Genomic DNA, 26690 nt, shown 5'->3' with positions numbered 1-26690 from the left:
ATCCTCCAATCTTGTTAGACAGAATGGGGGATTCGCAGGTCGCGCACCTCACTGATTCCGAAATCTGTTTGCAGGAACCGACACCGTTTCAAAACCAAAAGCGCCGCCCCTGTCGGGGCGGCGCCTGATCTTGTCTGTCGCTATCCGATTATTCGGCGGCTTGGGTAGAGACACCGTGCTTTTCACGCTGTCCGTCGCGGAACAACGCCTTGCCCAGCGCGATGCACATCAGGCCCATCACCATGGTAAAGGGCAGCGCACCGATGATCATCGCATTGCGCAGCGCATCCATCGGGTTGTTTTCCCCCGCAGCGAGGACCAGCGCACCGATCACTGCCGTTAGGATCACACCCCAGATGATGCGGTGCTTGATACCGGTTTCCTGGCTGCCACCCGACATGATGGTGTTCATCACCAGAATGCCCGAATCCGCAGATGTCACCAGGAAGGTCATGATCAGGATCACGCACATGACGTTCAGCATGGACAGCAGCCCGCCGTCGATCATGTAGGACAGCGTCACGAACAGTTTGTTCGTATTCGACGCCCCGATGATCGCGCCTTCCGCTGCGCCTGCCAGTTCCAGATCGATCGCGGTGCCGCCCAGAACGGTCATCCATGCAAAGCAGACCAGTGCCGGTGCGAAGACGCAACCCAGGATGAACTCCCGCACGGTGCGACCCTTGGAGATGCGCGCCAGGAACAGGCCCACGAAGGGCGAGAACGCGATCCACCAGGCCCAGTAGAACGTGGTCCAGCCTGCCTGCCAGCCGAACTGACGGCCCTGCTCGCCTGCTGCATAGGCCGCAGTCAGCGTGGCTTCGTCCAGTTCGGCGGCTGCACCTTCCAGACCGCCCTTGAAGCCGTCAAAGCTGCCCCAGGCATTGGTTGCGCCGCCCATCAGGTCAGCCGCATGCGCCTGCGCCTCGACGGGCAGAGCTGCTGCAAAAGCTTCGGCCGACAGCGGGCCATAGGCATTAAAGCTGAGCGACAGGAAGTGCAGGATGTAGTCCACCATCGCCGAGCCGTAGGTGGTCATGGCGAAGACAAACGAGCCGAAGACGATGAACGTGCCCAGCAGGATGATCGACAGCACAAGGTTCAGGTTCGACAGGTACTTGACGCCCCGGCCAACACCGGAAACCGCCGAAATGATCGACAGGCCCATGATGACGACCAGGCCCGAAATCAGACCGACCTTGCTGGGGGTCGGCACCTCGCCGCCCATATCCATGATCCACTGCATGCCGGTGATGGCATAAAGACCGTCGATGAACTGGCTGACGCCGTAGCCGATGGTGACCGAGACACCCAGAATAGTCGCCACAACACCCAGAACGTCCACGGTGTGGCCCAGAAACCCGTTCATCAGGCGGCCAAACAGAGGCGTCAGCGCCGAGCGGATCGTCAGGGGCATGTTGCGCGTATAGGCGTAATACGCCAGCGACAGCCCGGTTACCACGTAGATCGCCCAGGCGTGGAAGCCGTAGTGCAGGTATGTGAAGCGATATGCGGATTGCAGCGCCTCAGGCGAGTTGCCCTCGACCGCGCCCGAGACCACAACTGGGTTCGAGCCCCATAGGCCCAGAGGTTCGGCGGTGGCAAACACCATCAGGCCAACACCCAGACCCGCGCCGAACATCATCGAGAACCACGAGAAATTCGAGAATTCGGGCTTCTCACCCGGTGTGCCCATGATCCGCCGGCCGGTGGATGGCAGGATCGCAACGATGGCAAGGAAGAAGAAGAACAGCCCGACGATGATAACGTAGAAGCTGTTGAATACTTCAAGCAGCCTGCCGTTCCAGCTGCCGAGCGTGCTGTTCGCATTGGCCGGGAACACCAGCGCCCAAAGTACAAGCGCGACCATGATCCCTTTGCTGATCAGGGCGATCGGGACGCTGTAGTTCTCGTAGAAACCGGCATCCGCCGTTTCTATCTCGAGATCCGTGAACGGTTCGGGTACTGACATATTCTCTCCTCCATGGCGATGTCATTATTTTGGGGGTCTGCGTGGTTGCGTATGCGCCTTCGCGCCGACGTCCTGCCGTTGCTGACGGCCGGGCATGCGGCCGGGGTACACATGAAACCCTTTCAACCCCGGGAAGTGCCAACGCGCGCTCCCATACGCACAGATTTCAGCGCAACCTGGTCCGAAAACACGTGCTGCGCCCTGGCCTTCCAGTTTTTTTCATACGGGTGACGCCCAGAATTGGCACGGAACCCGAAACTGTCTGCGGACCTGTTCAACGGCGTTTTTTGCAGCCCATTGTACTCGACCCTCATTGGTTCGTCTGCATACAAGGTCGATTTCGGTCGTATTCGGCGTTTACCGACACTATCCGACCCATTGCCGACCCCAGCCGCCATTTGTGACTGACAGATGCATCTATTATTTAGCAAAATCAGTTCTACAACCGAGAAAAATCTATTATTCACTTGAATGATCCTAAACCGAGTACTGATTACGCATGTCCAGACGCCATTATAAACTGCCGCCTTTGACCACCCTTTCCGCCTTCGAGGCAGCAGCACGGCATCTGAGCTTCAAGAACGCCGCCGAGGAATTGTCAGTCACACCCGGCGCAGTCAGCCATCAGATCAAGGCGCTGGAAGGCGATCTGGATACAGCGCTTTTTCAACGCAAGCATCGCGGTGTGGACCTGACCGAGGACGGAAGGGCATTGTACGAGGCATTGTCCACGTCCTTCGGGCGCATCTCAAAGACGCTGGCGACGATCCGCGACCGCACGTCGGGCGGCAAGGTGACCGTCGGATCGACAACGGCCGTCGCCGCATTGTGGCTGTCACCCTCCATCATCCGGTTCTGGCGGGAAACGCCTGAAGTCAATGTCGATCAGATCTCGCAGGATCGTCCTTTCAGGAACCGGCCCGAGATTGATTTCTTCATCCGATACGGCAAGGACAATGACCCTACGCTGTCGCATACCCCGCTGTACCGAGATCAGCTGATCGCGGTCGGCAGCCCGGACATGGCCGAAAGACTTGCGGGTGCGGATTTGGAACAATTGGCCGCCCAGCGGCTTATTCATCTGGATTCAGAGGATCAGACCTGGACGACATGGCCGGACTGGTTTCAAATTCTGGGTTATTCAGGAAACATCCCGGTAGAAACACGCGTCAACAGCTACTCGGTGGCCTTGCAGCTTGCGCGCAAGGGCGCAGGACTGGCGCTTGGATGGCAACGCCTGATCAGGCCTATGTTGCAATCCGGGAAACTGGTTCCGATCGGCCCGCATCGCCTGACGGCCCCCAACCAGTTCTACCTGGTCGGCCGACCGGAAGAGGAACTGACCGAGAATGCTCGCGCGCTCAAGAACTGGATCATTCAGGAGGTGCGTCAGAATTCGGATTAGATCAGGTCAAGCTGTGATGAGGATTTCTGATATTGAAGCGGGGGCAGCGGTTCCGTCAAAACGATTGAAATGCATCCAGCCAAGAGTCAGGAGAGCCCGATGAACAAGCATAGTGTTCTGTCATCCGTTCTGAACGAAGTGAATATCGCAAACGGCCTGCCGAACGAACATTATATCGACCCGGTGGTTTTTGCCGAAGAAAAACAGTCGGTCTTGTTTTCGAATTGGTCTGGTATCGGGTTTGGCAAGGACGTCCCCGAGGAAGGAGACGCCAAACCAGTGGACTTTCTGGGTATGCCCCTGTTGATCGTGCGCGACCGCGACGGCGAGATCGGCGTGTTTCAGAACACTTGCCGGCATCGCGGAATGATCCTGGTGGATACGCCCAGAAAAATCGGCGGTGCCATCCGCTGTCCCTATCACAGCTGGTGCTACAGCCTGAAAGGCAAGCTCCACGCGACGCCTCATGTGGGGGGGCCGGGACAGAACAAGCATGAAGACATCGACAAGGACGATCTGGGGCTGGTTCGGATTCGGTCTTACGTCTGGCGTGACGTGATCTTCGTCAATGTCAGCGGCAACGCACCCGATTTCGAAGAGGTCCACGGCCCACTGATGGAACGCTGGGGCGAATTTGAACAGCCGATCTTTCACGGCGGCGAGACATCGTCCTTCAAGCTTGAGGTCAAGTCCAACTGGAAGCTGGCAGTCGAGAACTACTGCGAAAGCTATCATCTGCCGTGGGTGCATCCCGGTCTGAACAGCTATTCCCGCCTGGAAGATCACTACAACATCGAAGCGCGCAACCACTACTCGGGCCAGGGAACGTTGGTTTATCGTCAACTGACAGATCAGGACGGTGCCACGCTGCAGGATTTTGCCGGCCTGAGCGACAAGTGGGATGAGGGCGCGGAATATGTCGCGCTGTATCCCAACGTGCTGTTGGGCGTCCAGCGCGACCACAGCTTTGCCATCGTTCTCGAGCCTGTCGATCAGGAGAACACGGTGGAACATATCGAGCTGTATTACGCCAAGAGCGAAGCCGAAACGCCCGAGCATGACGGGTTGCGCGCCTCGAACGCGCAGCTCTGGAAAACCGTTTTTGAAGAGGATGTTTTCGTCGTGGAAGGTATGCAGAAAGGCCGGCACGGCGTTCTGTTTGACGGTGGGCGGTTTTCGCCGGCGATGGACGGACCGACCCATTGCTTCCACCACTGGGTGGCCACGCAGATCGAAAACGGCCGGACAGTCTGAGGAACGGCCAGGTGAAGGATCGGACAGATCAAGATCAACGGGCTACGCTGGATCGGCTGCTGCTGGATGCACATTCCCGAGGCGACCACATAGACCTTGTCCGCTATTACACACAGGCCGCGGACGAGCGTGAAGCCGTTCGCGACCTGGACGCGGCCTGCTTCTATCTGACCCATGCCTTTGTCTTTGCGCTGGAAGCCGGCGTGCCCGAGGCCGATGTTCTGAACTACCGGCTGTTTGAACATGGGCGCACGGAACGGCTGAAGTTCTGAGCCAGCGGTCGACGGTGACGTGCCTCGCCGTTACACTGCCCTAACGTCGCCCTGTTCACACACGCGCTAAAACTTCTATCCTGCCCGGGGCTTCAATCGGATCGTCACGGGAGGGGCAAACGTTGGAAAACGTGACTGACATGCTGATCGTCGGCGCCGGGTTTTCCGGGCTGACCATGGCGCTGGAGGCGCGAAAGCGCGGCGTTGCCAACATCGCCATCCTTGAAAAAGCAGGCGATATCGGCGGGACCTGGCGCGAGAATACTTATCCCGGCGTTGCGTGTGATATCCCCTCGCATCTCTATTCAATGGCCACCCACCCGAACCCGGACTGGAGCCGGGCCTATGCGGGCGGTGCCGAGATTCAGTCCTATCTGCAGAAGATCGCTCGCGCCGAGGGCCTGTACGATCTGTGCCATTTTCACCAAAGCCTGAAATCTGCCAGATGGGACGGCACAAGCTGGCAGGTCGAAACACATGAAGGTCAACACTGGACCGCAAGGCTTCTGGTCTCGGCAATTGGTGCGCTGCATGTGCCGAACATTCCGGATATCCCCGGCGCCGAGAGTTTTCCCGGCCCGTGCTTTCATTCCGCCGAATGGAAGCACGACGTCGACTTGGCGGGCAAACGTGTCGCGGTCGTGGGCACTGGCGCATCCGCGGTTCAGTTCGTGCCCGAGATCGCCAAATCCGCGGCGGATGTCACCGTTTTCCAGCGCAGCCCGCCTTATGTCCTGCCGCGCCCTGACGGCCCAATTGCACCATGGGTACGTCGCCTCTACCGTCACGTCCCCCTGCTGCCACGCCTGCGGCGCAAGCTGATCTACATGATTTTTGAGTACCGCCACAAAGTATTTCGCGGCGAGGCGCGCATGGTGAATTTCGCAATGAAAATGTGGCGTAAATCACTGACTGGCGCGATCCCGGATCCTACCAAGCAGAAGATGCTGACGCCCGGTTATCGGATCGGGTGCAAACGTATCCTGAGCTCGAACGACTGGTACCCGGCACTGGCCCGCGACAACGTCCATCTTGTTGCGCAAGGGGTGGCATCCATTGAGTCCGACCAGATCATCGCAACAGATGGCAGCACGGTTCAGGCTGACATTCTAATCTGGGGGACCGGCTTTCACGTCACGGATGTGGTGCAACGACTGGACATCTCGGGCGTCAACGAAATTACACTGCACAAAGCCTGGGCCGACGGAATGCAGGCCAATCTGGGCACCGCAATCGCCGGTTTCCCGAACTTCTTCATATTGCTGGGGCCGCATACCGGGCTGGGGCACAACTCGGTTGTTCTGATGATTGAAGCCCAGGTGAAACACATTGGCCGCGTTCTGGCGCAGATGAAGAAAAAAGGGCTGAAGGCCATCATGCCGGATGCCGCGAAACAGGATGAGTTCACACGCGAGATGCGCGAACGGCACACCGACAGCATCTGGCAGACTGGCGGCTGCACATCGTGGTATCAGGATGTGCAAGGGCGCAACACCACGCTGTGGCCCGGCACCGTGGCGGAGTACAAAAAGAGGATGGCGCAGGCGGGTTTGGAACAATACCGGCCAGTGCCCACGCCGAATGGAGAATTGTAGATGACGACAATCCTGATTCTGCTGGGCGCACTGGGCCTCTTTCTGCTGGCCATGAACCTTTGGACGCGGCGGCTGACCAAAAAGGGTTTCGAAAGGGTGCCTCAACCGGGTCAGGTGGTCGCGGTTGATGGCGGCAGCATCCACTATGTCGAGCGTGGAGATTCCGCCAACCAGACCATCGTGATGATCCACGGTCTGTCGGGGCAGCTACAGCATTACACCTATGCGCTGATGGACGAATTGACGGACGATTTCCACGTCATTGCCATTGATCGCCCTGGCTGCGGGTATTCCACCCGGGACGACCCGTCGTCGGGCACCCTTCCGGAGCAGGCCCGGATGATACAGGAGTTTTTGGACCAAAAATCGGTCACCGACGTCATTCTGGTCGGGCATTCTCTGGGCGGGGCGGTGTCGCTGGCGATGGCCCTTGAATATCCCGACCGGATTGCGGGGCTCGCGTTGCTGGCCCCGCTGACACAGCAAATGCCCGCGCCGCCACAGGTATTCAAACCGCTGGAAATCCGGACTGCCTGGTTGCGCAACCTGATCGGAAATACGATCGCCGTGCCGCTGGCGGCAAAGACAGCGCCCCATGTTCTGAGCGCCGTTTTTGAGCCCGAGCCCGCCCCGGCGGATTTCCTGGACCGGGCGGGCGGCGCCCTGGGGCTGCGCCCATCGGCCTTCATCACAGCGTCGCAGGACGTGGTCGGAGTGGATGCCAGCATCGGGGACCAATGCCGCCGCTACCCGGAACTGCAAGTGCCGGGCGGTATTCTTTACGGCGCTCAGGACGCTATCCTCTCAGCCGCGCAGCACGGCCCTCCGATGACAGAATTCGGCCTGACCTACGAGGAAACTGGCAAGCACGGCCATATGATCCTCATCACCATCCCGGAAATTTGCGCATCGTTCATCCGAAAGATTGCCGATAATTGCCGCTCATCCCGATTGGAATCGGCAGGTCAGACCAAAGAGTGAAAGATTCCGCCACGGACCGCCATTTCCCTCTTGACCCTGCCGGACCCCTCCCTTAAATCGCCTCTCACTCGTGGCGGAGTAGCTCAGTTGGTTAGAGCAGCGGAATCATAATCCGCGTGTCGGGGGTTCAAGTCCCTCCTCCGCTACCACCAAACCGCCCACCTTTTTGGAACGGTTTGAAACCAAGGCGCTAAGGCGGCCCTTCACCTCGACCGGCACGCCGTCTTCCTCGGTCGGAGACACAACGATCTCCGAAATCAAGCCGCGCACCGCATCACGTGCTTTTGGATTCGGATTGCCGTCGTGCGCCTGCATAGAAGAGATCATTTCATCCAGGGCCGTGACATACTTGGAAGCTGTCGCTGGATTGAACTCGAACGGCTGCTCCTTCTCGTCAAAGCTGGCCAACACATCCATGGCAACCGAAGCGCGTTCTTTGGCCTCAGTCAACTTTGCCTCGCCTTCGATGCCTTCAAGAATTCCCATCTCGAAAAGTTCAATACGGCGCGATAGCAGCTTGTTAGCCTCGGCTACCGCGCGTTCGAGCTTCTTCCTGTCCGGTTTGTCCGCTGCTTTGAGTTCGCGACGTTCTTCATTGTAGGTGCGGATGAACTCATCGATGTAGGTTGGCTCAGACAACTCCTTTCGCAATTCGGTCAGCAGAGCACTCTCGATCTTGTCGAGGCGAACCTTCCCGTTATTGTTGCAGGAGCCACTCTCTTTGGCCGTTGAGCAACGGATGCGGATGGTATTGCCGTTTCTGTCATGAATCGACATGCCGCCACCGCAGCACCCGCATTTGATCAGCCCCGAGAACGGGCGCACAGGGTTTCGGGTCGATTTTCCCGATCGCTTGGCCGCAGACTGCGTGGCCAAACGCCGCTGAACTGCGTCCCAAAGTTCCTCTTCGACAATACGAAGGTGCGGAACTTCCGCAAATTTCCAGTCTTTGACCGGCTTTTCACGGCTGACCCTTTTGCCTGTTGTCGGGTTTCGTACCATTTTGACGCGATCCCAAACGAGTATGCCAGCATAAAGGGAATTTCTGAGAATACCGTAGCCGCGCTTGCCGTTTCCATTCAGCGTTGACGCGTTCCACTTCGTCCCACGAGGCGGTAACTCACCGCGAGCGTTGAGATCATGAGCAATATCTCGCGGGGAGGCTCCTTCTGCGTAGGCCTTATAGATTTGGCAAATAACTTCCGTTCGTGTGCCTTGACCTGGAGCTCCCCGGGTTTTCCCGCAATAGGTGAGTAACCATAAGCCTTACCGCCGGCACTCAAACCTTTGGCTATGTTGCCTGACATTCCGCGATGCACTTTTTCACGCAGATCTTTGAGGAAAACCGTACCGACGAAGCCGCGAAGGCCAATCTGGAGTTCCGACTGTACCCCCTCGCTGGCTGAAATGATTTCGACGCCAGCGTAGCTAAGCAGTTTATGCACCTTATGAAGATCACCTGCGTCCCGGCTGATCCGATCAACACACTCCACGACCAGTGCATCAATTTCCCCCGCACTCGCCGCTTCGAGAAGATTAGCAAAACCAACTCGCCCAATCAGAGTCTCAGAGGTTTTGGCCCTGTCTTCGAATGTCCGGACCTCCCTATAGCCTTCACTTGTCAGGTAGCGTCGGCAGAGCTCCACCTGATCTTCAATGGAGCGCTCCGACTGGAGCGTGGTCGAATAGCGGGCGTAGATCGCAGCGCGGCGTTGCATTCTCTCGAGTTCCTCGCGTCTTGTTGTGCTGCCGCCCGGGCCAATTCCCGGACGAGCTCAAGCAAACCAACATCTGGCGTCGGTTTTTGCTTTGCTGCTGGGGACTTGGTGATCTCTTCACAAATCGAAAAATCGGTTTGGATCGGTTTTTGAACTGTCATGGTGCTCGCTTTATGTTTCAACGAGCGTGAGATCGGTCTCCTTTAGAAAATTTAGAAACGCAGTTTGATCCGAACGGTTCGGAGAGCGCGAAACGCTCTCCGAAAGCGGCAGGCTAAGTCTGCGCTTCTGCGATCACTCGACGTGATATGCGGTCGGCACGACGCAGGTTCTGGATGAGTTGAAGACACCTGCGAAGCGTTACCAGAGGTTCAACCGTCCGGTTCAGTTCGGCAGCCCGATTTGTCAGCCGCTTGTTTATCCAGGCGCCGTCAGGGCAATGCTCGTCAGCGATCACTTCGCTTACCCATCCGCTTTCTATCTCAGCCACGACAGGCTGAAGCAGAGATTCGAGATCGTCGAGATCGCGATCACCGAACATTTCGCCCGCACGAAGGCGTGAGCCAAAACGATAAGCTATGCGCGCGCCACTGGGCTCCAGACTGTCGATCAGCATGTCGAGCGCCTTCGACGCCGAGGGCACCATGTTGAGCGCTTCGAGGATAGCTGCTTCGACCGGCAATAGCTGCTGTGCGAAGCTATCATACATAGCGAACCTCCCGCGTATCCGGCCGTCCCTTGCGACGCGTTTCAACCGTGACGGCGCGTATCTTACGACCCGAGCCTCTGCGTCCGAACCTGCGGGAGCGCCGGATATCGCGTTCTGCATGAATTCGTGCTCGAACGCGATGAAGTCGATCCAGCGCTGCGTCGGCGAGTTCACCCAGAACTGGCGTCCCTTCGGAGTTTCTATCGAAGCCACTGTTTTCGACAGAGACAGACACGCGTCGAGCGGCATTGAAGCGTGTCGGCGCCCGCAATGATGCCTGTTCGCGCTCCTCTTCCGACCGCACATCGACGCAGTAGGCCTGTTTGCGTGGACACGGGTTCGTCGTGCCGTAGGCCAGAACCGCAAAGCGCTCACCCGCCATTTCCTCGACATCAATGACCAGCGACGGCCGAACCTTGGGATCATCCTCTCCCATCGTTTCATGGGGAAAGCGAAACGCGACGACATCGCCAACTTTCAAACGGAATTTCCAGCTCTCGGAGGGCAGCGCGATTTCAGTTTGAAGTGTCATGAGACATCCTTCATCGAAGTTGAAAGGAGCCGCGTCTTCCGCCGTGTCTGGGCTGGTTCCCACTTTCGGCTGCGCGACATCCGGACTGCGCGGTCGAAGGTGGGCGACCTGCCTTTTCCGCTGTTTCGGTTCTCGTCCGTGCGCTGTTGTATGGTCTGTTGCAGCTTTCCGATTTGTCGCCAGCGTGTTCGAAGTGTTTCCAATGGGTCGGTTGACGGGTGTTTCGGACTGCTGTGCCTCTGTTGGAGGGCCACAGAGTTCTCTGTGTCCAGAATGGTTCCCCTGTAGCGGGCACGGACCTGTCCGATCCGGAACGACGGGCAGCTCTGGGAGTGTTCCTGCCTTCTTGCGCGCGTAATACTGAGACCTGCCCAGGCCGTAGTTCGTCCAAGGCTTATTCTTCGTCGCGCTGTTTTCCAGCAGGTACTGGTCTCGAGAGACACTCCCCTGAACAGCACGCCTTGCTCGTTCCCGTTCAGCTTTTCTGCGGTGGCGCTCTTCCACTGGCATCACCTGACGCATGCTCAACTGACGCGCCATATCCGCTGATACGTCGAGACGCTCCGCAACAGTCGAGCCGCGGTAACAATATCTCTCGCTCTCGCGTGCATTGTCGCAAGCTTGCAGCTTTGACTTCGCAAGAGCCTGCTTGATGATTGCGTTTGTTTCGACCTGGCGTAGCCCGGGCGTTGCCGCGTCTGCCGCTCGTTGAATGTGACCTTCGATGCCCTGGGTATCAGACTGATGGGTCAGGCAGGTGGCATAGAAATGCAGCCACGTGTTTCGGTACCCCACCGGGATCACCCCACCATGGTGAATCCGGTAAGCCTCGAGATCTTTCCGTATTTGTTCAAAGCGCTCAGCTTGGGTCAATCCCCGCGGCATTGTCTGATTACCCGACTCCCGATCCTGACGCTGCTTGCAGTGCTCCGAAAGCTCGGAACGGGTGGGCCGCCCGACGGCGGCAAAAATCTGATCGGCAAGAACATCAAAATACTGGCGTTGGAAATTCCCTCCAGACACCCGAACAGTCCGTCCCGATTTCTCATTTCGAGTGCCGGGAATGCGAAAGACGCGAGCTGGGTCGTTGCAAGAACGATCCAAACCAAAGGGAGCAAGCAGATCCATCAATGCCCGGATTGCCGCTTGCCAGCGGGATAGTGCAGCCGGTGGCATCGAATGGATCAACTAGATTGCGGCCAGTCCTCGTCCCGTTCGCAAATAGAATGATGGCTCAAAGACACCGCGCATCAGAAGATGGCCCGCGACGGCTGCCTGAACGTCTTCTTCACCCTCAGCGCGCCAGCCGGGATCTTTGTGATAGTCCAGATCGACATATAGCGAATTCAGGCTGACCAATTCTGAATTGCAGCGTGTGCCCTTAAACCGGTTCAGCGAGATAAACGATGTCCGATCCAGCAGCGCATGAAGACACGCTACAATCCCATCCGGAGAGCATGTAAATTGTTGGCTTGGCTTCTCGGAATTCTTGATCAGAACGGCTGGCTTACCGAATGCGCCGAAGGGATGGAGGAGTTGAACATACTCCTCTGGCGAAACGATGTGGACGTCATCTGAATGTGGGGCAAAGTCGCGCGGATCGGTGTGCTTCATCCGCGGGAATTGGCTCTGCGGTCTTCGACACAGAAAAATCCAAGCAAAGAAAGGTATGGCCCGGGTAACGCCCCATGCCTATCAACCGATCAACGGCACGAGTCCAAATAATGTAGATCGCATCCAGTGTTGTGCCCTGCAAAAACTGGCTTCGGCGTCATCGCGTACGCTGACGCGACTTGCGTGTTCTTACACGCCGTGTACTGGAATCCCGATCATTCTGCTGGAGCTGAGGTGGGTGATACGCCTCAAGGTCCACATCAGAGGAGAATTCCTCATCGAGGATGTCTAATGGCTCGACGTTTATGCCTTCTGTCGCCCATCGAACCGCTTTCTGGTATGCTGTCTCAGTTCTTAGACATTCTATTTGCGACGAAGCTTCCAGCGCAGCTTTCACTTCGCGCTCGGATCTCGCCTCCAGCATTCGACGTTTCTCATCGCTGGCCGTTTTCTTGCGGGCAGCCTCTCTCTCCCGAGCCATACGCTCCGCTTCGAGGTCGTCTCTCTGACGCTCCAGGGCGCGCAGCTGCAACCAAGAGTGCCAGAGTGTTGAATTGTGTTCTTGGACAGCCTGGCGCCGTACTCCGGCAACTGTATCGTCGCTTCCGCTTTCTTGCAGTCTGCGGCGCGACCGGGCGGATCTGCGTGGCCCGACATGATCTTGTCTTGCCAGGCCTTGCGGTGCATCGCCTGTCTTGACCATCTCGGCATACGAACGAAGATCAACCCGCTCTGGAGAGCCAATCTTGCGCAGGGCCGCGTTGGTCCGTTTTTCCCATTCTCCGCGGATACGCTTGATTTCTCCAGGGCCTGAGGTTCTGTCGTCAAGAACACGCGTCTTCTCGCCAAAATCGCCCGTGATCCTATCAACCTTCCGCGTCGTCATCAGGATGTGGGCGTGGAAATTCAGGTTGGTCTTCGATGGATCGAAGAGCCTCTGCTCGTAGTCTTCTCGCGTCAGTTCAAGTTTGCCCGCACTGTGAAGTTTCTCTTCCTCAAGACACAAAAAACGCGGCGCGTGAATGTCGGCTTGAGCGGCGACGCCGTATTCATCGCGAAGCCAGAGGCAGAAGCTGCGGACAAGCCGGATCTGCTCGGGAAGCGGTAGCTCGCGTGGCAGGGATGGGCGCAGTTCGCGGATGACTCTTGCATTCTTACGGCGTTCCGAACGCTCGGCAGCGTTACAGAGCTCCTCGGCGCTTCCTTTCCAGTTGATCAATTCATGCGACAGGAGACCACCCTTTCTGCCCGACGAAAACCGTCGCCCAACCCGCGCATCCCGGAAGGTGGTACGCGCGGTGTATGCGGCGGATTTGACGGCGGAGCGACCGTTGGCACGAGAATGCAGGATGACTTCGAGTCTGCTGGCGGGGTGTATCATGTAAAGGACATCGGGCCCCAACCCGATCTCCGCACAAAAAAGCCCGCGGCATGCGCGCAGGCAAACCCCAAGTTTGCGTAACTGCGCGCATTGCCCATCGGGCATGCGGACGGCCGCTCACACGGCGGCCTGGCGGAGCCACATTTTCGCGCCCGGGTGGCGAAGCCGGGATACAGACCGCATTTCCTGTTCGACCACCTCAATCAATGGAGAACGAAATGGCGGACCCGGATCAACAAATCGAACATGCGCGCGCGAGACTCAGGGACCTTCAGGCCAGGGCGGGCAAATAACGACGACGTAATGAAACGCGCAAAAAGATTATCTATGGCGCTGCTGTTTTGAAGCTTCTCGAGGAAATTGAAAGAGACAAAGCTGATCGGTTGCTCAAGCTTCTGCACGAACGTATCTCACGCGACTCAGATCGAGAGCTGTTAGGGCTGTAAACCCAGTTAGATCTTCTTGCGGCACCGAAGGCTCTCAGAAGGGTTGGCTGACTTGGGCCTATTGATAGTAAAAGACTGGCGCGGCTTACCGCGCTCAGTATCGTCAGGTCGCGACGTGAGAAACGTCCTTGTCCGGCGAATAAATGTCCAGGATGTTCCAATGTCCGGTAGTTGGCGTCGGGTTGTTAATCATTGCGACATCAAGGACAGTTGGTTTGCCGCTTGCGATTGCAGCTTCCAGTGCGGGCAACAACTCGTCAGCAGCGCTGAGCCTGTGGCCTTCCGCGCCATAAGCTCTTGCAATGTCTGCATAACCCGGCCCGTTTGCGGGAGCTGCGGCTGATCCGGGGAAGGTCGTTCCGTAAGTCAGACCATAGTGCGCCTTTTGCAGACCTGCGATGGTGCCGAAGGCGTTGTTGTTCATGACCAGCCAGATAATGCCCAGATCAAGTTCGACCGCAGTCGCAAGCATCGACGGGTTTTGACCGAAGCCACCATCACCGACCAGACTGAGGACAACGCGATCAGGTGCCGCCAGTTTCGCGCCGATCGCGCCCGGAGGGCCGAATCCCATCGTCGCGAACCCGCCCGGGGTCAGGATTGAACCCGGCGTCAAAATGTCGAACTGTTGCCCGACACCGTTCTTGTTCCACCCAACGTCCGTGGTGATGATGGCATCCTCGGGCAGTGCCTTGCGGGTATCTGCCAGAATACGCTCGGGCATCATCGGAAAGGCCGATGAGGTCGCCATTTCCTCGTTGCGCGCTTTGAAGTCCGTCCGGAAGCCAGCGATCTTCTGCTCCAGCGTGGGGCGCTTGAAGCCGTCCGGATACATCTCGCGGGCGACCCGGTTGAGGACGCGCAAAGCGGTCTTGGCGTCAGCAACGGCTCCGATCTCAGTGGGATAGTTCCGACCGATCTCCTGCGGCTCAATGTCGATATGAATGACCTTCGATCCGGGAATGTTGAACGTGTAGCCAGGGTACCAACTTGAACAATCAGCCTCTTTGAACCGAGTGCCCACGGCAAAGATGTAGTCCGCATTCAAGCAGGACTGGTTGACCAACTCGGTGCCCCAAAACCCGGTCATTCCCAGCACAAGCGGGTGGTCGTCTCGCAACGCGCCTTTACCCATCAGGGAATGCGCGACTGGAAGGCCCATATGTTCAACAAATTCTCGCAACTCCTCGCTGGCCTGTGCCAGAAGAATACCGCCTCCGACATAAGCGACTGGGCTTTCGGCTTTAGCCAACGCTTCGACAATCTCGCCCGCTGTCTCGTCGTCAATTGACGGTTTCTTGAGAGCGCGCGTGTTCTCGCGAATACGGTCGAAACTGTCCGAGGGGATCACCTCTGAAAAGATGTCCATGGGAACATTGACCAGTACCGGCCCGGGCTGGCCGCTTTCAGCCAGATGGAACGCCTTTTCAAGAATCTCGGCCATTAAATCTGCACGGTCGACCCGCCAGGCGCGTTTTATGAAGGGTCGATAGATCTCCCACTGGGCGGCGTCGGCATGGAGGTTCACTTCCTGATGTGGATGTTTGCCGTAGTAGTGCGTAGGAATATCGCCCGCGATCACGACCATCGGGATACAGTCCAGTGCGGCGTTGGCGACCCCGGTGGCGCAATTGGTCAGACCAGGGGAGAGATGGGACAACACCACCGAGGCCTTGCCCGTCACGCGGGCATAAGCGTCCGCCGCGTGGCTGGCTATTTGTTCGTGCCGTACGGTGACGAAATCGATGGGGCTTTCCGCCAGCGCGGCCAGAACCGCTATATTCGTGTGACCGCATAGACCGAACACATGTTTGACCTCACGACGCTCAAGGAAATCGACGATGTGCTCAGCAACGGTTTTGCCTTCCAATTTAGCTCCGTCCATCACGCGACCTCCTGTCCGTAGAACTCACCGAACAAGTCCGGCTCCGAGGGGCGATCCTCGGGGATGGGACGGCTGACCCAAGTGTAGTTCATCATGTGTTTCATGGTGACGTTTTCATTGGTGATGTTGCCGCCCCAGATGCCGCAGCCCAGGCTGCTGGTCATAGGCATGCCGTTGGTCCAGGCACCTGCGTTGGCCTTCGATTGTGGCTGTCGCACCATCATGCGGCTAACCGGGGCCAAGCGCGCTAACCGATCGATGTGATCGTCGTTGTGGCTGTAGATGCCGCAGGAGTGACCTTTGCCCCCGGTGTTGTAGATCTGGCTGACCGTTTCCAGCGCGTCATCGAACGTGTCGAAGTGATAAAGCGCCATCAGAGTGGTCAGTTTTTCCTTGGAGAACTTGTGCTGCGGGCCGATTTTCCCCTGATTTTCAACCATCAGAAACTTGCGATCTTCGGGGATGCTAAAACCGGCGACCTTGGCCGTTTGCTGCGGCGGACAAGCGATGGTCGGAAACGTACGGTTGCCCTTTTCGTCCCACATGGCCGCTTCGAGCAAGGCCTTCTCTTCATCCGAACACAGGTAGCCGCCCTCGGCTTGAAGTGCCTTGACCATATCATCGTAAACTGAGCGCTGGATGATGATGTTGCCATCGGCTGAGCAACCGGACCCAAAATCAGAGGTCTTTGAAATACGCGTATTCTGCGCGGCGATGTCCAGATCGGCGGTTTCATCGATGACGATGGACGAATTGCCCGCGCCGACGCCATAGGCCGGGCGCCCAGAACTGTACGCCGCTTTGACCATGGGTTTGCCACCCGTCGCCAAAGTCAGGTCGCAGATCTCCATCAGATGTTGCGTCAATGGGATCGACGGTTTGCGAATGGATTGGAACAAGTCCTCGGGGGCACCGGCAGCACGACAAGCTGCTCGCATAACCTCGACCATTTCGAAGGTGGTATGGGCGGTTCGCGGGTGCGGGCTGAAGATGACCGCATTCCGGGCGTTTGCGGCGGACACGCCGGTCACCGGTGGCGTCATCGCCGGGTTGGTCATCGGGATCAGGGAGGCGATCACACCGGCAGGTTTGGCATATTTCACGAGCCCCTTTTCTTCGTCGACTTCGACGATCCCCGTCGAGGGCGTACGCAAGACGTCTCGCAGCACCATGTGAATCTTGAAACGCTTCGCAGGGCGCCCTGCGCGATCTCCGATGCCGCTCTCGTCCACGCCTTGTTGAGCCAAACGCGTGAAGGTTTTCTCATTACCCGCATACCACGCAATGGCCTGAGAAAGGCGGTCCAACCTGTCCTGATCCCAATCCTCGATCTCGGCCATGGCAGCGCGAGCGCGTGCCAGCATATCGGCGGCCATGTTGCGGTCGTTTTCAGTGAGCTCTTTGCCCATGATGATCCTCTTGGTGTTTTAGAATTGCAGCATCGGGCACACGACGCTGTGACCGCGCGTCGCCAAATGTTCGCTTGGCGTGGCTGAGACAGCGACGCGCGTGTTCTTCATATCCCAACTCGGCAACGCGGCTTTGGTTGGGCAGTTCGATGGAATAGTCGACGGGCGGCATCCGTTCGATGATGCCGGTGAAGTCAATCCAGCCTTCGCCGGGATAGAGCCGCGCATCGCGCGCCAGCTGGATCATGCCCTCGCGCGTATCGGCGATGCCGGGCAGGCAATCAGAGATATGCAGGAAGTGAAACAGGTCCGAGGGGACGTGTAGCAACTCTCCCAGATCAACGCGACTGAGGTGCAGATAAAGCGTATCGACCAGAATACCGCCATTCGGTTGATCAGAGGCGCGGACAATATCCAGGGCCTCATCCAGAGTGCGCAAGCGAGAGAAGCTTGGGAACTCCAGGTCCACTGTTAGCCCGTAGGGCGCCGCCAGTTCGCAGGTTTCAGAATAGACGTCGATCAGGAAGTCACGATCATCGCGGGTATTGGTCCACGCGCTCATGATCATGCGTTTAGCGCCCAATTCCCCACCGATCTCAAGAGAAGGTTCAAAACTGCGCGGATCGACGTCTTCCGTGATGCGCGCAAGTTCGACATCGAGGACTTTCAAGCCAGTGGTAGAGAGAGCAGTTTTGGTGGCCTGCACCTGTGCCCTGTCGATTGGGGATTGAGTGAATTCACCGGGCACATGCATCGGAATGAATCGGGGGCTGACGGCATCGTAACCGGCCCGCGCGGCGATATAGACCAACTCGGGCGGCGTACAGCCAATCAGCGTCAAATGCGCCAAGGAATAGAGAGAGGGGCTTGCGCCAGCCTCTTCAGGTTTCACCATGAATGACAGCTCCACGTGTCTGCGAATCTAAAATTCATCACACGTAGTAAAAAATATCTGATATTTTTAAAAATATCAACTTCTAATAGTTAGCCGGAAATGAAAGCGCCCAAGCAACGGCCTGGGCGTGTTTTTCAATCGTGTTGGCAGAGCCTTAGAGAGTGACCCAGTCCCCTCCAGACTGGTGAGAGCGCACGGAGGCATCAATGAATCGGACACCGTCTGCGCCTTGATTGACACTGGGATAGGTCAGCCAATCGGCCGGAATCGCGACGCCATCCCGGCGCGCGGCTACGGCCATGGCAAATTCCGTATAGAGGTTGGCCCAGGCTTCGATAATCCCTTCGGGGAAGCCGCGCGCGGTACGGATCAGACGTTCTGCGCCGGGGCCGATGCCATGCCCGTGACCTCGGCTTATGATATTATCCGGTTCACCAAACCGATTGAACTTCAGCTGCTCCGAATTCTCTAAATCCCACTCGAGGCCGCCTTCGCTCCCAAATATCCGCAACCTCAACCCACCCCGATTTCCCGGGGCAAGGCGTGTTGCCATCAAGGTTCCCGGAATTTCATTTTGGTAGCGGGTGAACATGAACACCGTGTCTTCCAAAGGCTTTGGCGCGCCGCAAACATGGAACTCGGCCCTCAGGTCGGTCAAGGGCAGACCCGAGACAAAGCTGGCGAGATGCGCGGCATGGGTGCCGATATCGCCGACACAGCTGGTTGGACCAGAAATCTTTGGGTCCAGCCGCCATTTGACGTGGGGCGCATCAGCAACATCATCAGGCGTCATCCAGTCTTGCATGAACTCGACGTGGATTTGGTTGATTTTACCGATGCCGCCTTCCGCCACGATTTGTTTGGCCTGACGGATTACTGGAAAACACGACATCGCATAGCCGACAGCAAAGATGTGTCCCGTGCGCGCGGTAATCTCCTCAAGCCCCTCGGCCTCGTCGACTTCGTTGGTCAGCGGCTTGTCGCACAGCACGTCAATACCCGCCTCCAGAAACGCTTTGGCCGCTTCGAAATGAACGTGGTTCGGGGTAGTGATCATTACGGCATCCACGCCATCCAGGCGCGCCGCCTCGGCCTTTGCCATCGCGTCGAAGGACGCATAGCACCGGTCGGTCGACAGGAACCACTCGGCCCCGCGCGCCTTGCTTCGCATGGCGTCAGAACTGAGCGCTCCTGCGACGACCTCCCACCGGTCGGTCATCCGCGCAGCCGTTGCTTGCGTAACGGAGATCCGTCCTCCGCCAACAACACCCAGCCGCAAACGGCGAGACAACCGAGGGAAAGGGCGGTCGAAGTTCAGGTCTTGGGGTAAAAGTCTCTCAGCCATTCTGAATCTCCATTTCCGAGACCCGTACGCCTTCCGGCAGCATTTCCACCGCCATGAAAATGCTGGGGGTAATCGTCTCGTACTGATGCCAGGGATAGTTGCCTTCAGCGTCATACATCGGTTTGTGCGTCGTGCCGGGGGCCATGAATTCTTCAAGGTAAAGGGTTTCAACATCCCGCTCACGGCATTGCTGCATTTTGCCAAAGCCTACGATTTGCGTATGCACTTCGCGAAACCCCGGTACCGGGCAGAACGGATGATCCTTGTGCAATCCGACATTCAATGGGACCGAACCGGAATGGTACATGGTCAGTCCAACGTTACCCACGAAGACCTTTGGCGACATGTAGTGGCTGACACCGCGCAGACGCTCCTCTTGGCGAACATCAAAAGCAGATGGCCATGTATCTTTCACCCATGCGAACAACTCGTTGTCATCGGCATGGGCGTCGAAATCGTGGACAATGACTGCACGTTCCACGCCGCTAAGCGTGCTGTCTTGCACGATCACAGAGGAAAGCGGTGCAATGGTCTGATCCTCGACAGAGAGATTTCGCCCCCCAAGGTTAAGGACGATGGCGCGACCCTCGATGGAAATTCTGCGCTCGTCAGTTATGTGCTGGACGCGAAAGAATGGCTGAACAAAGTCGAGTGTCTCAATCGGCATGAACCAATTCCTTTCTTTCATCGTTAAGGAAATCGACCGGCAAAAGCTCCGGAGCCGCGCAACGGCTTTCTATCGTCTGATAGGCGCCAAATTTCGGTGCCCGTTCGATCGCGTCCATGACCTCGAAAACGTGGTAGGCAAGCGCTCCACTTGCACGGGGTTGGCGTCCTTCTTGTGCCGCCAGGGCCAGATCCAAAAGGCCGAGCCCGCGGCTGTCCTCATTGAATCCATGTTTGTTTTCGACCACCTGCCAGTCCTCGCGACCAGTTGGACGGGGCTGATGAGACCAGCGCGAGGTGTCCCGTGTCTTCAACCAGACATCCCCCTGAAAGATATTGGCACCATGAACCGGGTCAGGGTCAGGGATGCTGATGGTGCCGTTTTCACCGTAGATCTCGAACCGCGGAGTTTCGCTGTCCCAGACGTCGAAGCTCATGGTCATTGACCCTATAGCTCCGGATGAGAACTGAAGCAGGCTTAGGGAGTGCGTGTCGACCTCGACATCCATCCATTCGCCGTTGCGAGGGCCGTTTTCGATCATCCTTTTGTCGAACGTGCGCCGAGCCATTCCGGCGACGCGGTCAATTTGCCCAAGGCAAAAAATCATGGCGGTCAGGTAATAGGGGCCAAGGTCCAGCAAGGGCCCGCCACCGGCCTGGTAGTAGAAATCCGGGTTGGGATGGTGGCGCTCCGTCCCGTGGGTCCCGACATGGGCAAAAACCCCTGTTGGTTTCCCGATAGCGCCTTCATCGATCAAGCGCCGAACGGTTTGCCAACGACCGCCCAGAAACGTGTCGGGTGCGCAACCGACCAGTAGCCCCTTTTCAGTGGCCGTATACAGGATCGCTTTTCCATCCGATCGGTTCATGACCAGTGGCTTTTCGGAATATACGTGCTTGCCCGCCTCTATCGCGCGCAGGCTGATTTCGGCATGCGCCGCCGGTATTGTCAGATTCAGAACGCAGTCAATCGTCGGATCGTCAAACACTTCATCTGTCGTGCAGGCCTGGGCGACACCGTATTGATCCGCTTTGGCGCGGCTTTCCGAAGGATCAAGGCTTGCACAAGCCACGACTTCGACGCTCGAAAATTTGGATAGTGTCTTTAGATAAATATCACTGATACGACCACAGCCAATAAGGCCGACCCGGAAGGATTTCGATGTCTCACGTGTCATCATTCCTGTCTTCGTAGAGGGGTAAGTAATTCGGGGGCATCGGCCCTTTGTTCCGACCGCCCTGCCCCATTTGCTCCCAGGCGTGGGCGAGTATTCCGACCGAGCGGGACAGGCAGAACAGCCCTCGTGACAAGGGCGCAGGAAAGCCAAGTTCACAGAAGATCACAGCTGTCGCGCCGTCGATATTCATGGCAATTGGCCGACCGCCGCGTTGACGACCGAGTTCGGCTTGAACCTCTTCTCCGATATCGGTAAACCGGCCAGATACTGTGCCTACTGCCGCCGCATCACGAACAAGTTGCATCAATCGTGGTGCGCGTGGGTCGACAGGCTTGTGAAACCTGTGACCAAAGCCCGATACGATCTTGCCGTAGGTCTCGCGCCAACTGTCCAAGCCATCCCGAACAGCGTCATTCAGCGAAGCTCCCGCATCCATGCGGACTGCGATATTATAGTACAGCTCTGCACACTGCTCTCCTGCCCCACCGTGCACGTCGCCCAGCATGTTCACCGCAGTCGCCATCGCATTATTGAGACCTACCCCGCAGGTGGCGGCCATACGCGCAGCCGCAATCGAGGGGGCCTGCGGACCGTGATCCACGCCTGCGACCAAAGCAGCCTCGAACAAGCGCGCTTGTGCGTCGCTGGGCAGATCACCCCGCACCATCAGCCAGATCATCTGCGCGAAAGAAACGTTCCCGATCAGGTCCTCTATGGCGTTGCCACGAAAAGCGATCTGACCGGGCTTCATGTCGATGATGGAGGTACGCCACCATTGGCGGATAGCTTGCTCGTCGTTTGTCATACCGTTGCACCTCTAAACTCGCGCATGCGCTGCTGACGAAGTGAATCGAAAACGCTTTGAAGACGACTGATTGAGGCGGTGCAGCCGGTGAAGATTTCAAAAGACGCTGCAGCCTGATGAACTGCCATTCCAGCACCATTCATCACTTTTAACCCAGTTGTGCGGGCGCTTCTCAGAAGGTGTGTCTCGAGCGGGAAATATACGATATCTGCCACCCAAGCATCCGGCCGCAACAATGATGGATCAATTACCGACCCGGGGTACTTATCCATCCCGAGCGGTGTTGCATTGACCACTCCGTCCACAAATTTGACCCGTTCCAACGAAATCGAGGGGGAACCCTGAAGCTTTGCACAAGGGCGCAAGACCTTTAGTCGACTGACCAGCGCCTGCGCTCGGTGGAAGTCAGGATCGATGATCTCCAGGTCTCGAACACCTGAATCAAGCAAAGCCAAAGAGACTGCACTGCCCGCGCCTCCAGCACCAAACATGAGAACCGTTTCAGTCTTCGATGATCCCAAATAATCTCCGAAGGCACTGTGGAAACCTATGTAATCGGTGTTGTGGCCAACCATTCGGTCGTCACAAAAAACCACCGCGTTGACAGCTTGAAGCTCCTCAGCGGTTTTGGAAAGCTCATCGAGATGATCAATGACTGATGCTTTGTAGGGGTGTGTCACGTTGACCGCCGCGCAGCCTAATTCAACTGAATAATGCAGTAAATCAGCGACCGACATTCCACGAAATGGCTCTTTTGCAGTGTCGATCCTACCGTAGCTCAGATCGATGCCCTGCGCCCGGCCCTCCGCCTCGTGCATCTCAGGCGTCATGGAGCCAGAAATCCCTTGTCCGATTAGTGCGGCCTTCATATTAGGTTGTTCCTTCCACCACGTGGTGTCGCGTTTGCGCCGCTAATCGAAACGCAGCGTTACGCGCGCCAAAACCGGCGTAACCAGTTCGGCGCTCAACAATTTCAAAGAAAAAGCCGTTAAAGATAGGACGACTGTAGATCTGAAAATACTCGGCACCCGCCGCCTGGTCGTAGAGTATGTTATCCCTGCGCATTCGGGCGATCAGGTCTTCACTTAACCCGAATGTCGCTTGCAGATCAGCGTAGTAGTTTTCTGGGATGGACAGGCTGGGAAAGCCGGACTTCCGCAATTGGGCCGAGGTTTCAAATATGTCGTCCGACTGGAAGGCGATGTGCTGAACACCAGCGCCAAAACCGTCTTCAAGGAATGAAGCCGCCAGTGTTCGACGCCCAACTGCACCATTCAGGTTTAAACGCACTTCGCCCTCGGGGCTTTCGATGGCTTGGCTTTGCACAACACCCGACGGGTCGGCAACGTTCACGATCGGGGATTTAGCCATCTCAAAAGTCGAAATGTAATAGAGCAGCCAGCTTTGCATCTCATCGTTACGCATCGTCTGTGCCAGATGGTCGATGCGGCGCAGGCCAGCAGGCTGGATCGCTTTGGTCTTGGCGACTGGCTCGAACTCGATGTCCCAAACCCGATGCAGATCGGATTTCTCATCTATGAAATGGACAACATTGCCACCAACACCTCGGATGGCCGGGATGTCCAGTTCCCCGGTCCCTACCGGCTGTGAGAAATTCGGCGCGCCCAACGCTGTCGCTCGCTGAACCGTCTGATCCGCATCTTTGACACGCAACCCCATATCACAAACGGAGGGGCCGTGACCCAGGAACGCAGAGTAGGCAAATCCTTCCTTTTCGGTATTCACGACGATGTTTATCGCGCCCTGCCGCCACAGCTCGACGGACTTGGTTACGTGTTTTCGCTCCATTCGAAAACACATTGCTGACAGCATATCTGCCAGCTGCGCGCCGCTTGTTTCGTCGGCTGTAAATTCGACGAATTCGAAGCCTGACGCATAGACGCGTTCCGGCAGGTCCGGGATGCCAAAATCGGTTCCCGGCTCGGTCCGGGAAACCTCATCTAACAGGTTCACCAGCGACCTGTAGCTGTCTCGGGCCAGTGTCCGGCCACCTGGTTGAGGCGCTGCTTCGTTGACGCGCGCAATGGACCAAGGCCCCTTGTATCCGGCGCGGGACAACACCCGCACAAAGCCCGCAAGGTTCAGCGACCCAAGCCCTGGAAGAAGCCCAAAGTGCCGTTTGAGCCTGCGAATATCCATCTCAAGTCGCGGTGCATCGGACAGTTGCACATGAAACAGCCGCTCTCCAGGAATGTCCCGAAGGCGGGCTGGTTTGGACCCGTCGGCAAGCGAGAAGAAGGAATTCAAAGCCAACCCCAGATGAGGGCTGTCGACAGCTTCAACGACGCCTAACGCCTGTTCATCCGAGTGAATAAGATTTGACCATGGCAAGCCCATATAGGCCAGACGCAACCCCATCTCTTTTGCGATCTCGGCCGCTTCGCCAAGATCTGCGATTACCTGTTCTTCGGTCGCAGCGGCATCGACCTCAAACGCGGACCCAATTAGCAGCAATTCCGTTCCCAACTCGCTCATCAGGTCGAGTTTGCGCTTCAGCCAATCAAAGGCGCGCTCACGTCCGGCATCGGGCTGGCCTTCAAGGTTATGGAAGGGTTGTAGCAGGCAAATCTTGAGGCCGAGATCTGATGCAATGTTCCGAACTTGCGATGGCGGTTTGTCAAAAGCGGTCAAATCCGGTTCGTGTAATTCGACACCCCCGAATCCCGCGTCAGCGATAGCACTCAGTTTTTCGGCCAGATCACCGGGAATCGACGTTGTCGAAACTGAGAGGCACATTATCCCTGATACCCAAACATACGAGGCAACCACAGGACCAGATCCGGCATCAGCATCATGATCACCAAGGCGAAGATGAGAACCGCGAGGAACGCCCAGATTTCCGAGATGATTTCACGCAGCGGAATGTCCGTAACGGCGTTGATCACAAAGAGTAGAATGCCATAGGGCGGCGTGATCAAACCGATCATCGAGTTCACGACGACCAGCACCCCGAAATGCACCAGATCAATCCCAAGCGCTTCGCAGGTTGGAATGAACAGGGGCACAATCACCAGGATGATCGTTGTTGCGTCTAACACGCATCCCAGCGCAAGGATCAGCAGGTTAACCAGGATCAGGAACACAATCGGGCTTACATCAGAACCCTCCAGCAGTGCCGAGATCGACTGAGGAATTTGCTCCTGAATGACGATGAAGTTCAGAATGAACGCGCCACCAATGACCACCCCGACCGCTGCGGAAGAGCGCGCGCTGTCGACGAACACTTGATAAAGGCCACGGAAGGTCAGTGCGCGGTAGAACAACGCTGCAAGTAGCAGGGCGTAGAACGCAGCCACGGCTGCAGCCTCGGTCGGAGTGGTGACGCCGCCATATATGCCGTACAGCAGGATTGCGGGCATCAGCAGTGCCGGAAACGCGTTGGCGGTTTTAGCCGGCAATTCGCGCAGTGGAACAGGTTCTTCCAATGCAAAGTTCCGCTTTCCGGCCAGATAATAGTTCATCGCCATGAGGACGACGCCCATGATCAGGCCCGGAAGAATACCGGCCAGGAACAGCGACCCGATAGAGGCCTTGGAAACGAGCGCGTACAAAACCATCGGGATCGAGGGCGGAATGATCGGGCCAATCGTCGCCGACGCCGCCGTGATCGCGGCTGCGTAACCTCGGCTGTAGCGGCCATCTTTAGTCATCATTTCAATGATAATCTTGCCGATCCCCGCGGCATCCGCGACAGCCGAGCCGGACATACCGGAAAAGATCAGAGACGCTACCACGTTTACGTGCCCGAGGCCGCCCTTGAAACGACCGACAGCTGCAACGCAGAAGTTCAGCAGACGGTCCGTGATCGAACCAGCGTTCATGATATTCGCGGCGACGATGAACAAAGGCACGGCAAGCAGGATCGTGCTTTTGTAGAAGCCTTGCAGGATCTTCTCGCCTGCGAGTGCTACGTCCAGTCCGGCTGTGCCCAGATACACCAATGAGGCCAAGAGGATGGAATAGCCGATAGGTGTCCCGATGCCTGCCAGAAGAAAGAGAGCGAGCAGGCAGGAAAGAAGTTCAAAACTCATTTCTTAACTTCCTCGTCCTCTTCGACGTCGACACGGGGATGGTCGTCAACCACGTTGTACCCAACAACCAGTTCCAACTCTGTCTTTGGGGGGCCATTGCGCATGACGTCGAAGAATAGCCACGCGTAGCGCGCTGCTACGACCAGCATGAATACCGCGTAAATCGAGAATACTGTGCGCAAAGGTATCTTCTCGCCGGAAAACGGATTGCGGACAGTCGATGTCTTTCGGATTTTCATCCAATCAATGTAGTCCCACGTTGGAAGGAAGCTGTAGAGCATACCGACCACGATCGCTGCGGCCGCCAGCATCGCAAAGACCTGCCGCACGCGCATCGGCACGGAAAGGTAGATGATGTCGAACTTTACATGATCCCTCTCGCGCACGATGAATGCGCAACTGAAGAAGATCACCCAGACCCACAGAATACCGATAAGTTCAAGCGTCCAACCGGCGGGTGTAAAGAAGTACCGCAGAAGAATTTGCAGAAGGAAGATTAGGAAGATTGCCGCCAGCATCCCGCCGGCAATCGCTTCGGTCAGTCGGGAGAACCCCTTTATGAAGGCTTTCATTATG

The 26690-nt window shown here is 57.1% G+C and carries 24 protein-coding genes and 1 tRNA gene; 6 read left to right on the top strand and 19 right to left on the bottom strand.

What is annotated here, in order from left to right; genetic code table 11:
• Positions 1-148: 148 nt before the first annotated feature.
• Entirely contained in the window at positions 149-1972 is a 1824-nt protein-coding gene (locus ACR0J2_RS09910) for a BCCT family transporter (protein WP_480812466.1), read from the bottom strand.
• Positions 1973-2471: 499 nt separating this feature from the next.
• Between ACR0J2_RS09910 and ACR0J2_RS09905 the strand changes: the two genes are divergently transcribed.
• From ACR0J2_RS09905 to ACR0J2_RS09880, 6 genes are all read left to right on the top strand, one after another.
• Positions 2472-3377 carry a LysR substrate-binding domain-containing protein gene (locus ACR0J2_RS09905; RefSeq protein ID WP_170805922.1) on the top strand — a complete coding sequence of 302 codons (906 nt, stop codon included), beginning with the start codon at positions 2472-2474 and terminating at the stop codon, positions 3375-3377.
• 99 nt (positions 3378-3476) lie between these two features.
• Complete coding sequence (locus ACR0J2_RS09900) at positions 3477-4631, top strand: aromatic ring-hydroxylating oxygenase subunit alpha (RefSeq protein ID WP_480812465.1); 1155 nt, start codon at positions 3477-3479, stop codon at positions 4629-4631.
• An 11-nt stretch (positions 4632-4642) separates the two neighbouring features.
• Positions 4643-4903: a hypothetical protein gene (locus ACR0J2_RS09895; RefSeq protein WP_480812464.1), complete on the top strand. Its 261-nt coding sequence runs from the start codon at positions 4643-4645 to the stop codon at positions 4901-4903.
• Between the two features lie 131 nt (positions 4904-5034).
• Positions 5035-6498: a flavin-containing monooxygenase gene (locus tag ACR0J2_RS09890; protein ID WP_480812724.1), complete on the top strand. Its 1464-nt coding sequence runs from the start codon at positions 5035-5037 to the stop codon at positions 6496-6498.
• Positions 6499-7479 carry an alpha/beta fold hydrolase gene (locus ACR0J2_RS09885; protein WP_480812463.1) on the top strand — a complete coding sequence of 327 codons (981 nt, stop codon included), beginning with the start codon at positions 6499-6501 and terminating at the stop codon, positions 7477-7479. It begins immediately after the preceding gene.
• Between the two features lie 72 nt (positions 7480-7551).
• Positions 7552-7628: transfer RNA gene (locus ACR0J2_RS09880), tRNA-Met, on the top strand.
• Here the strand turns inward: ACR0J2_RS09880 and ACR0J2_RS09875 are convergent.
• From ACR0J2_RS09875 to ACR0J2_RS09790, 18 genes are all read right to left on the bottom strand, one after another.
• Positions 7585-8628, bottom strand: a complete 1044-nt coding sequence (locus tag ACR0J2_RS09875) for a recombinase family protein (protein WP_480812723.1) — start codon at positions 8626-8628, stop codon at positions 7585-7587. The two genes, ACR0J2_RS09880 and ACR0J2_RS09875, sit on opposite strands and share 44 nt — an antisense overlap.
• Positions 8559-9197, bottom strand: a complete 639-nt coding sequence (locus ACR0J2_RS09870; RefSeq protein ID WP_480812462.1) for a recombinase family protein — start codon at positions 9195-9197, stop codon at positions 8559-8561. The genes ACR0J2_RS09875 and ACR0J2_RS09870 overlap by 70 nt, the downstream gene beginning before the upstream one ends.
• Before the next feature lie 274 nt (positions 9198-9471).
• A complete protein-coding gene (locus tag ACR0J2_RS09865) occupies positions 9472-9906 on the bottom strand; it encodes a hypothetical protein (RefSeq protein ID WP_480812461.1) in 435 nt (144 codons plus the stop codon).
• Complete coding sequence (locus ACR0J2_RS09860) at positions 9899-11569, bottom strand: hypothetical protein (RefSeq protein ID WP_480812460.1); 1671 nt, start codon at positions 11567-11569, stop codon at positions 9899-9901. The genes ACR0J2_RS09865 and ACR0J2_RS09860 overlap by 8 nt, the downstream gene beginning before the upstream one ends.
• A 57-nt stretch (positions 11570-11626) precedes the next feature.
• Positions 11627-12052 (bottom strand): hypothetical protein, encoded by a 426-nt coding sequence (locus ACR0J2_RS09855; protein WP_480812459.1) that lies wholly within the window; start codon positions 12050-12052, stop codon positions 11627-11629.
• Between the two features lie 157 nt (positions 12053-12209).
• Positions 12210-13433: a MobA/MobL family protein gene (locus tag ACR0J2_RS09850; protein WP_480812458.1), complete on the bottom strand. Its 1224-nt coding sequence runs from the start codon at positions 13431-13433 to the stop codon at positions 12210-12212.
• 203 nt (positions 13434-13636) lie between these two features.
• Positions 13637-13834 carry a hypothetical protein gene (locus ACR0J2_RS09845; protein WP_480812457.1) on the bottom strand — a complete coding sequence of 66 codons (198 nt, stop codon included), beginning with the start codon at positions 13832-13834 and terminating at the stop codon, positions 13637-13639.
• A gap of 148 nt (positions 13835-13982) precedes the next feature.
• Positions 13983-15764, bottom strand: coding sequence for a thiamine pyrophosphate-binding protein (locus ACR0J2_RS09840; protein WP_480812456.1), 1782 nt, complete (start codon positions 15762-15764; stop codon positions 13983-13985).
• Positions 15764-17173: an aldehyde dehydrogenase family protein gene (locus ACR0J2_RS09835; protein ID WP_480812455.1), complete on the bottom strand. Its 1410-nt coding sequence runs from the start codon at positions 17171-17173 to the stop codon at positions 15764-15766. The genes ACR0J2_RS09840 and ACR0J2_RS09835 overlap by 1 nt, the downstream gene beginning before the upstream one ends.
• The gene (locus ACR0J2_RS09830; RefSeq protein WP_480812454.1) at positions 17154-18068 is read right to left on the bottom strand and encodes a sugar phosphate isomerase/epimerase family protein; all 915 of its coding nucleotides are present in this window, start codon (positions 18066-18068) and stop codon (positions 17154-17156) included. The genes ACR0J2_RS09835 and ACR0J2_RS09830 overlap by 20 nt, the downstream gene beginning before the upstream one ends.
• Positions 18069-18222: 154 nt before the next feature.
• Positions 18223-19413, bottom strand: coding sequence for a Gfo/Idh/MocA family protein (locus ACR0J2_RS09825; protein ID WP_480812453.1), 1191 nt, complete (start codon positions 19411-19413; stop codon positions 18223-18225).
• Positions 19406-20080, bottom strand: coding sequence for a hypothetical protein (locus ACR0J2_RS09820; RefSeq protein WP_480812452.1), 675 nt, complete (start codon positions 20078-20080; stop codon positions 19406-19408). The genes ACR0J2_RS09825 and ACR0J2_RS09820 overlap by 8 nt, the downstream gene beginning before the upstream one ends.
• On the bottom strand, positions 20070-21257 hold the full coding sequence (locus tag ACR0J2_RS09815) for a Gfo/Idh/MocA family protein (RefSeq protein WP_480812451.1): 1188 nt from the start codon (positions 21255-21257) through the stop codon (positions 20070-20072). Before ACR0J2_RS09815 ends, ACR0J2_RS09820 begins: the two co-directional genes overlap by 11 nt.
• Positions 21247-22062: a citryl-CoA lyase gene (locus tag ACR0J2_RS09810; protein ID WP_480812450.1), complete on the bottom strand. Its 816-nt coding sequence runs from the start codon at positions 22060-22062 to the stop codon at positions 21247-21249. Before ACR0J2_RS09810 ends, ACR0J2_RS09815 begins: the two co-directional genes overlap by 11 nt.
• Complete coding sequence (locus ACR0J2_RS09805; RefSeq protein ID WP_480812449.1) at positions 22059-22931, bottom strand: shikimate dehydrogenase; 873 nt, start codon at positions 22929-22931, stop codon at positions 22059-22061. The genes ACR0J2_RS09810 and ACR0J2_RS09805 overlap by 4 nt, the downstream gene beginning before the upstream one ends.
• A gap of 1 nt (position 22932) precedes the next feature.
• Positions 22933-24819 carry a bifunctional sugar phosphate isomerase/epimerase/4-hydroxyphenylpyruvate dioxygenase family protein gene (locus tag ACR0J2_RS09800; RefSeq protein WP_480812448.1) on the bottom strand — a complete coding sequence of 629 codons (1887 nt, stop codon included), beginning with the start codon at positions 24817-24819 and terminating at the stop codon, positions 22933-22935.
• The gene (locus tag ACR0J2_RS09795) at positions 24819-26114 is read right to left on the bottom strand and encodes a TRAP transporter large permease (RefSeq protein ID WP_170328647.1); all 1296 of its coding nucleotides are present in this window, start codon (positions 26112-26114) and stop codon (positions 24819-24821) included. Before ACR0J2_RS09795 ends, ACR0J2_RS09800 begins: the two co-directional genes overlap by 1 nt.
• Entirely contained in the window at positions 26111-26686 is a 576-nt protein-coding gene (locus ACR0J2_RS09790) for a TRAP transporter small permease (RefSeq protein WP_170460347.1), read from the bottom strand. The genes ACR0J2_RS09795 and ACR0J2_RS09790 overlap by 4 nt, the downstream gene beginning before the upstream one ends.
• Positions 26687-26690: the final 4 nt, after the last annotated feature.

It is taken from the genome of Ruegeria sp. CG4, assembly GCF_056537185.1.
This window is presented reverse-complemented; position numbering and strand designations above follow the sequence as displayed.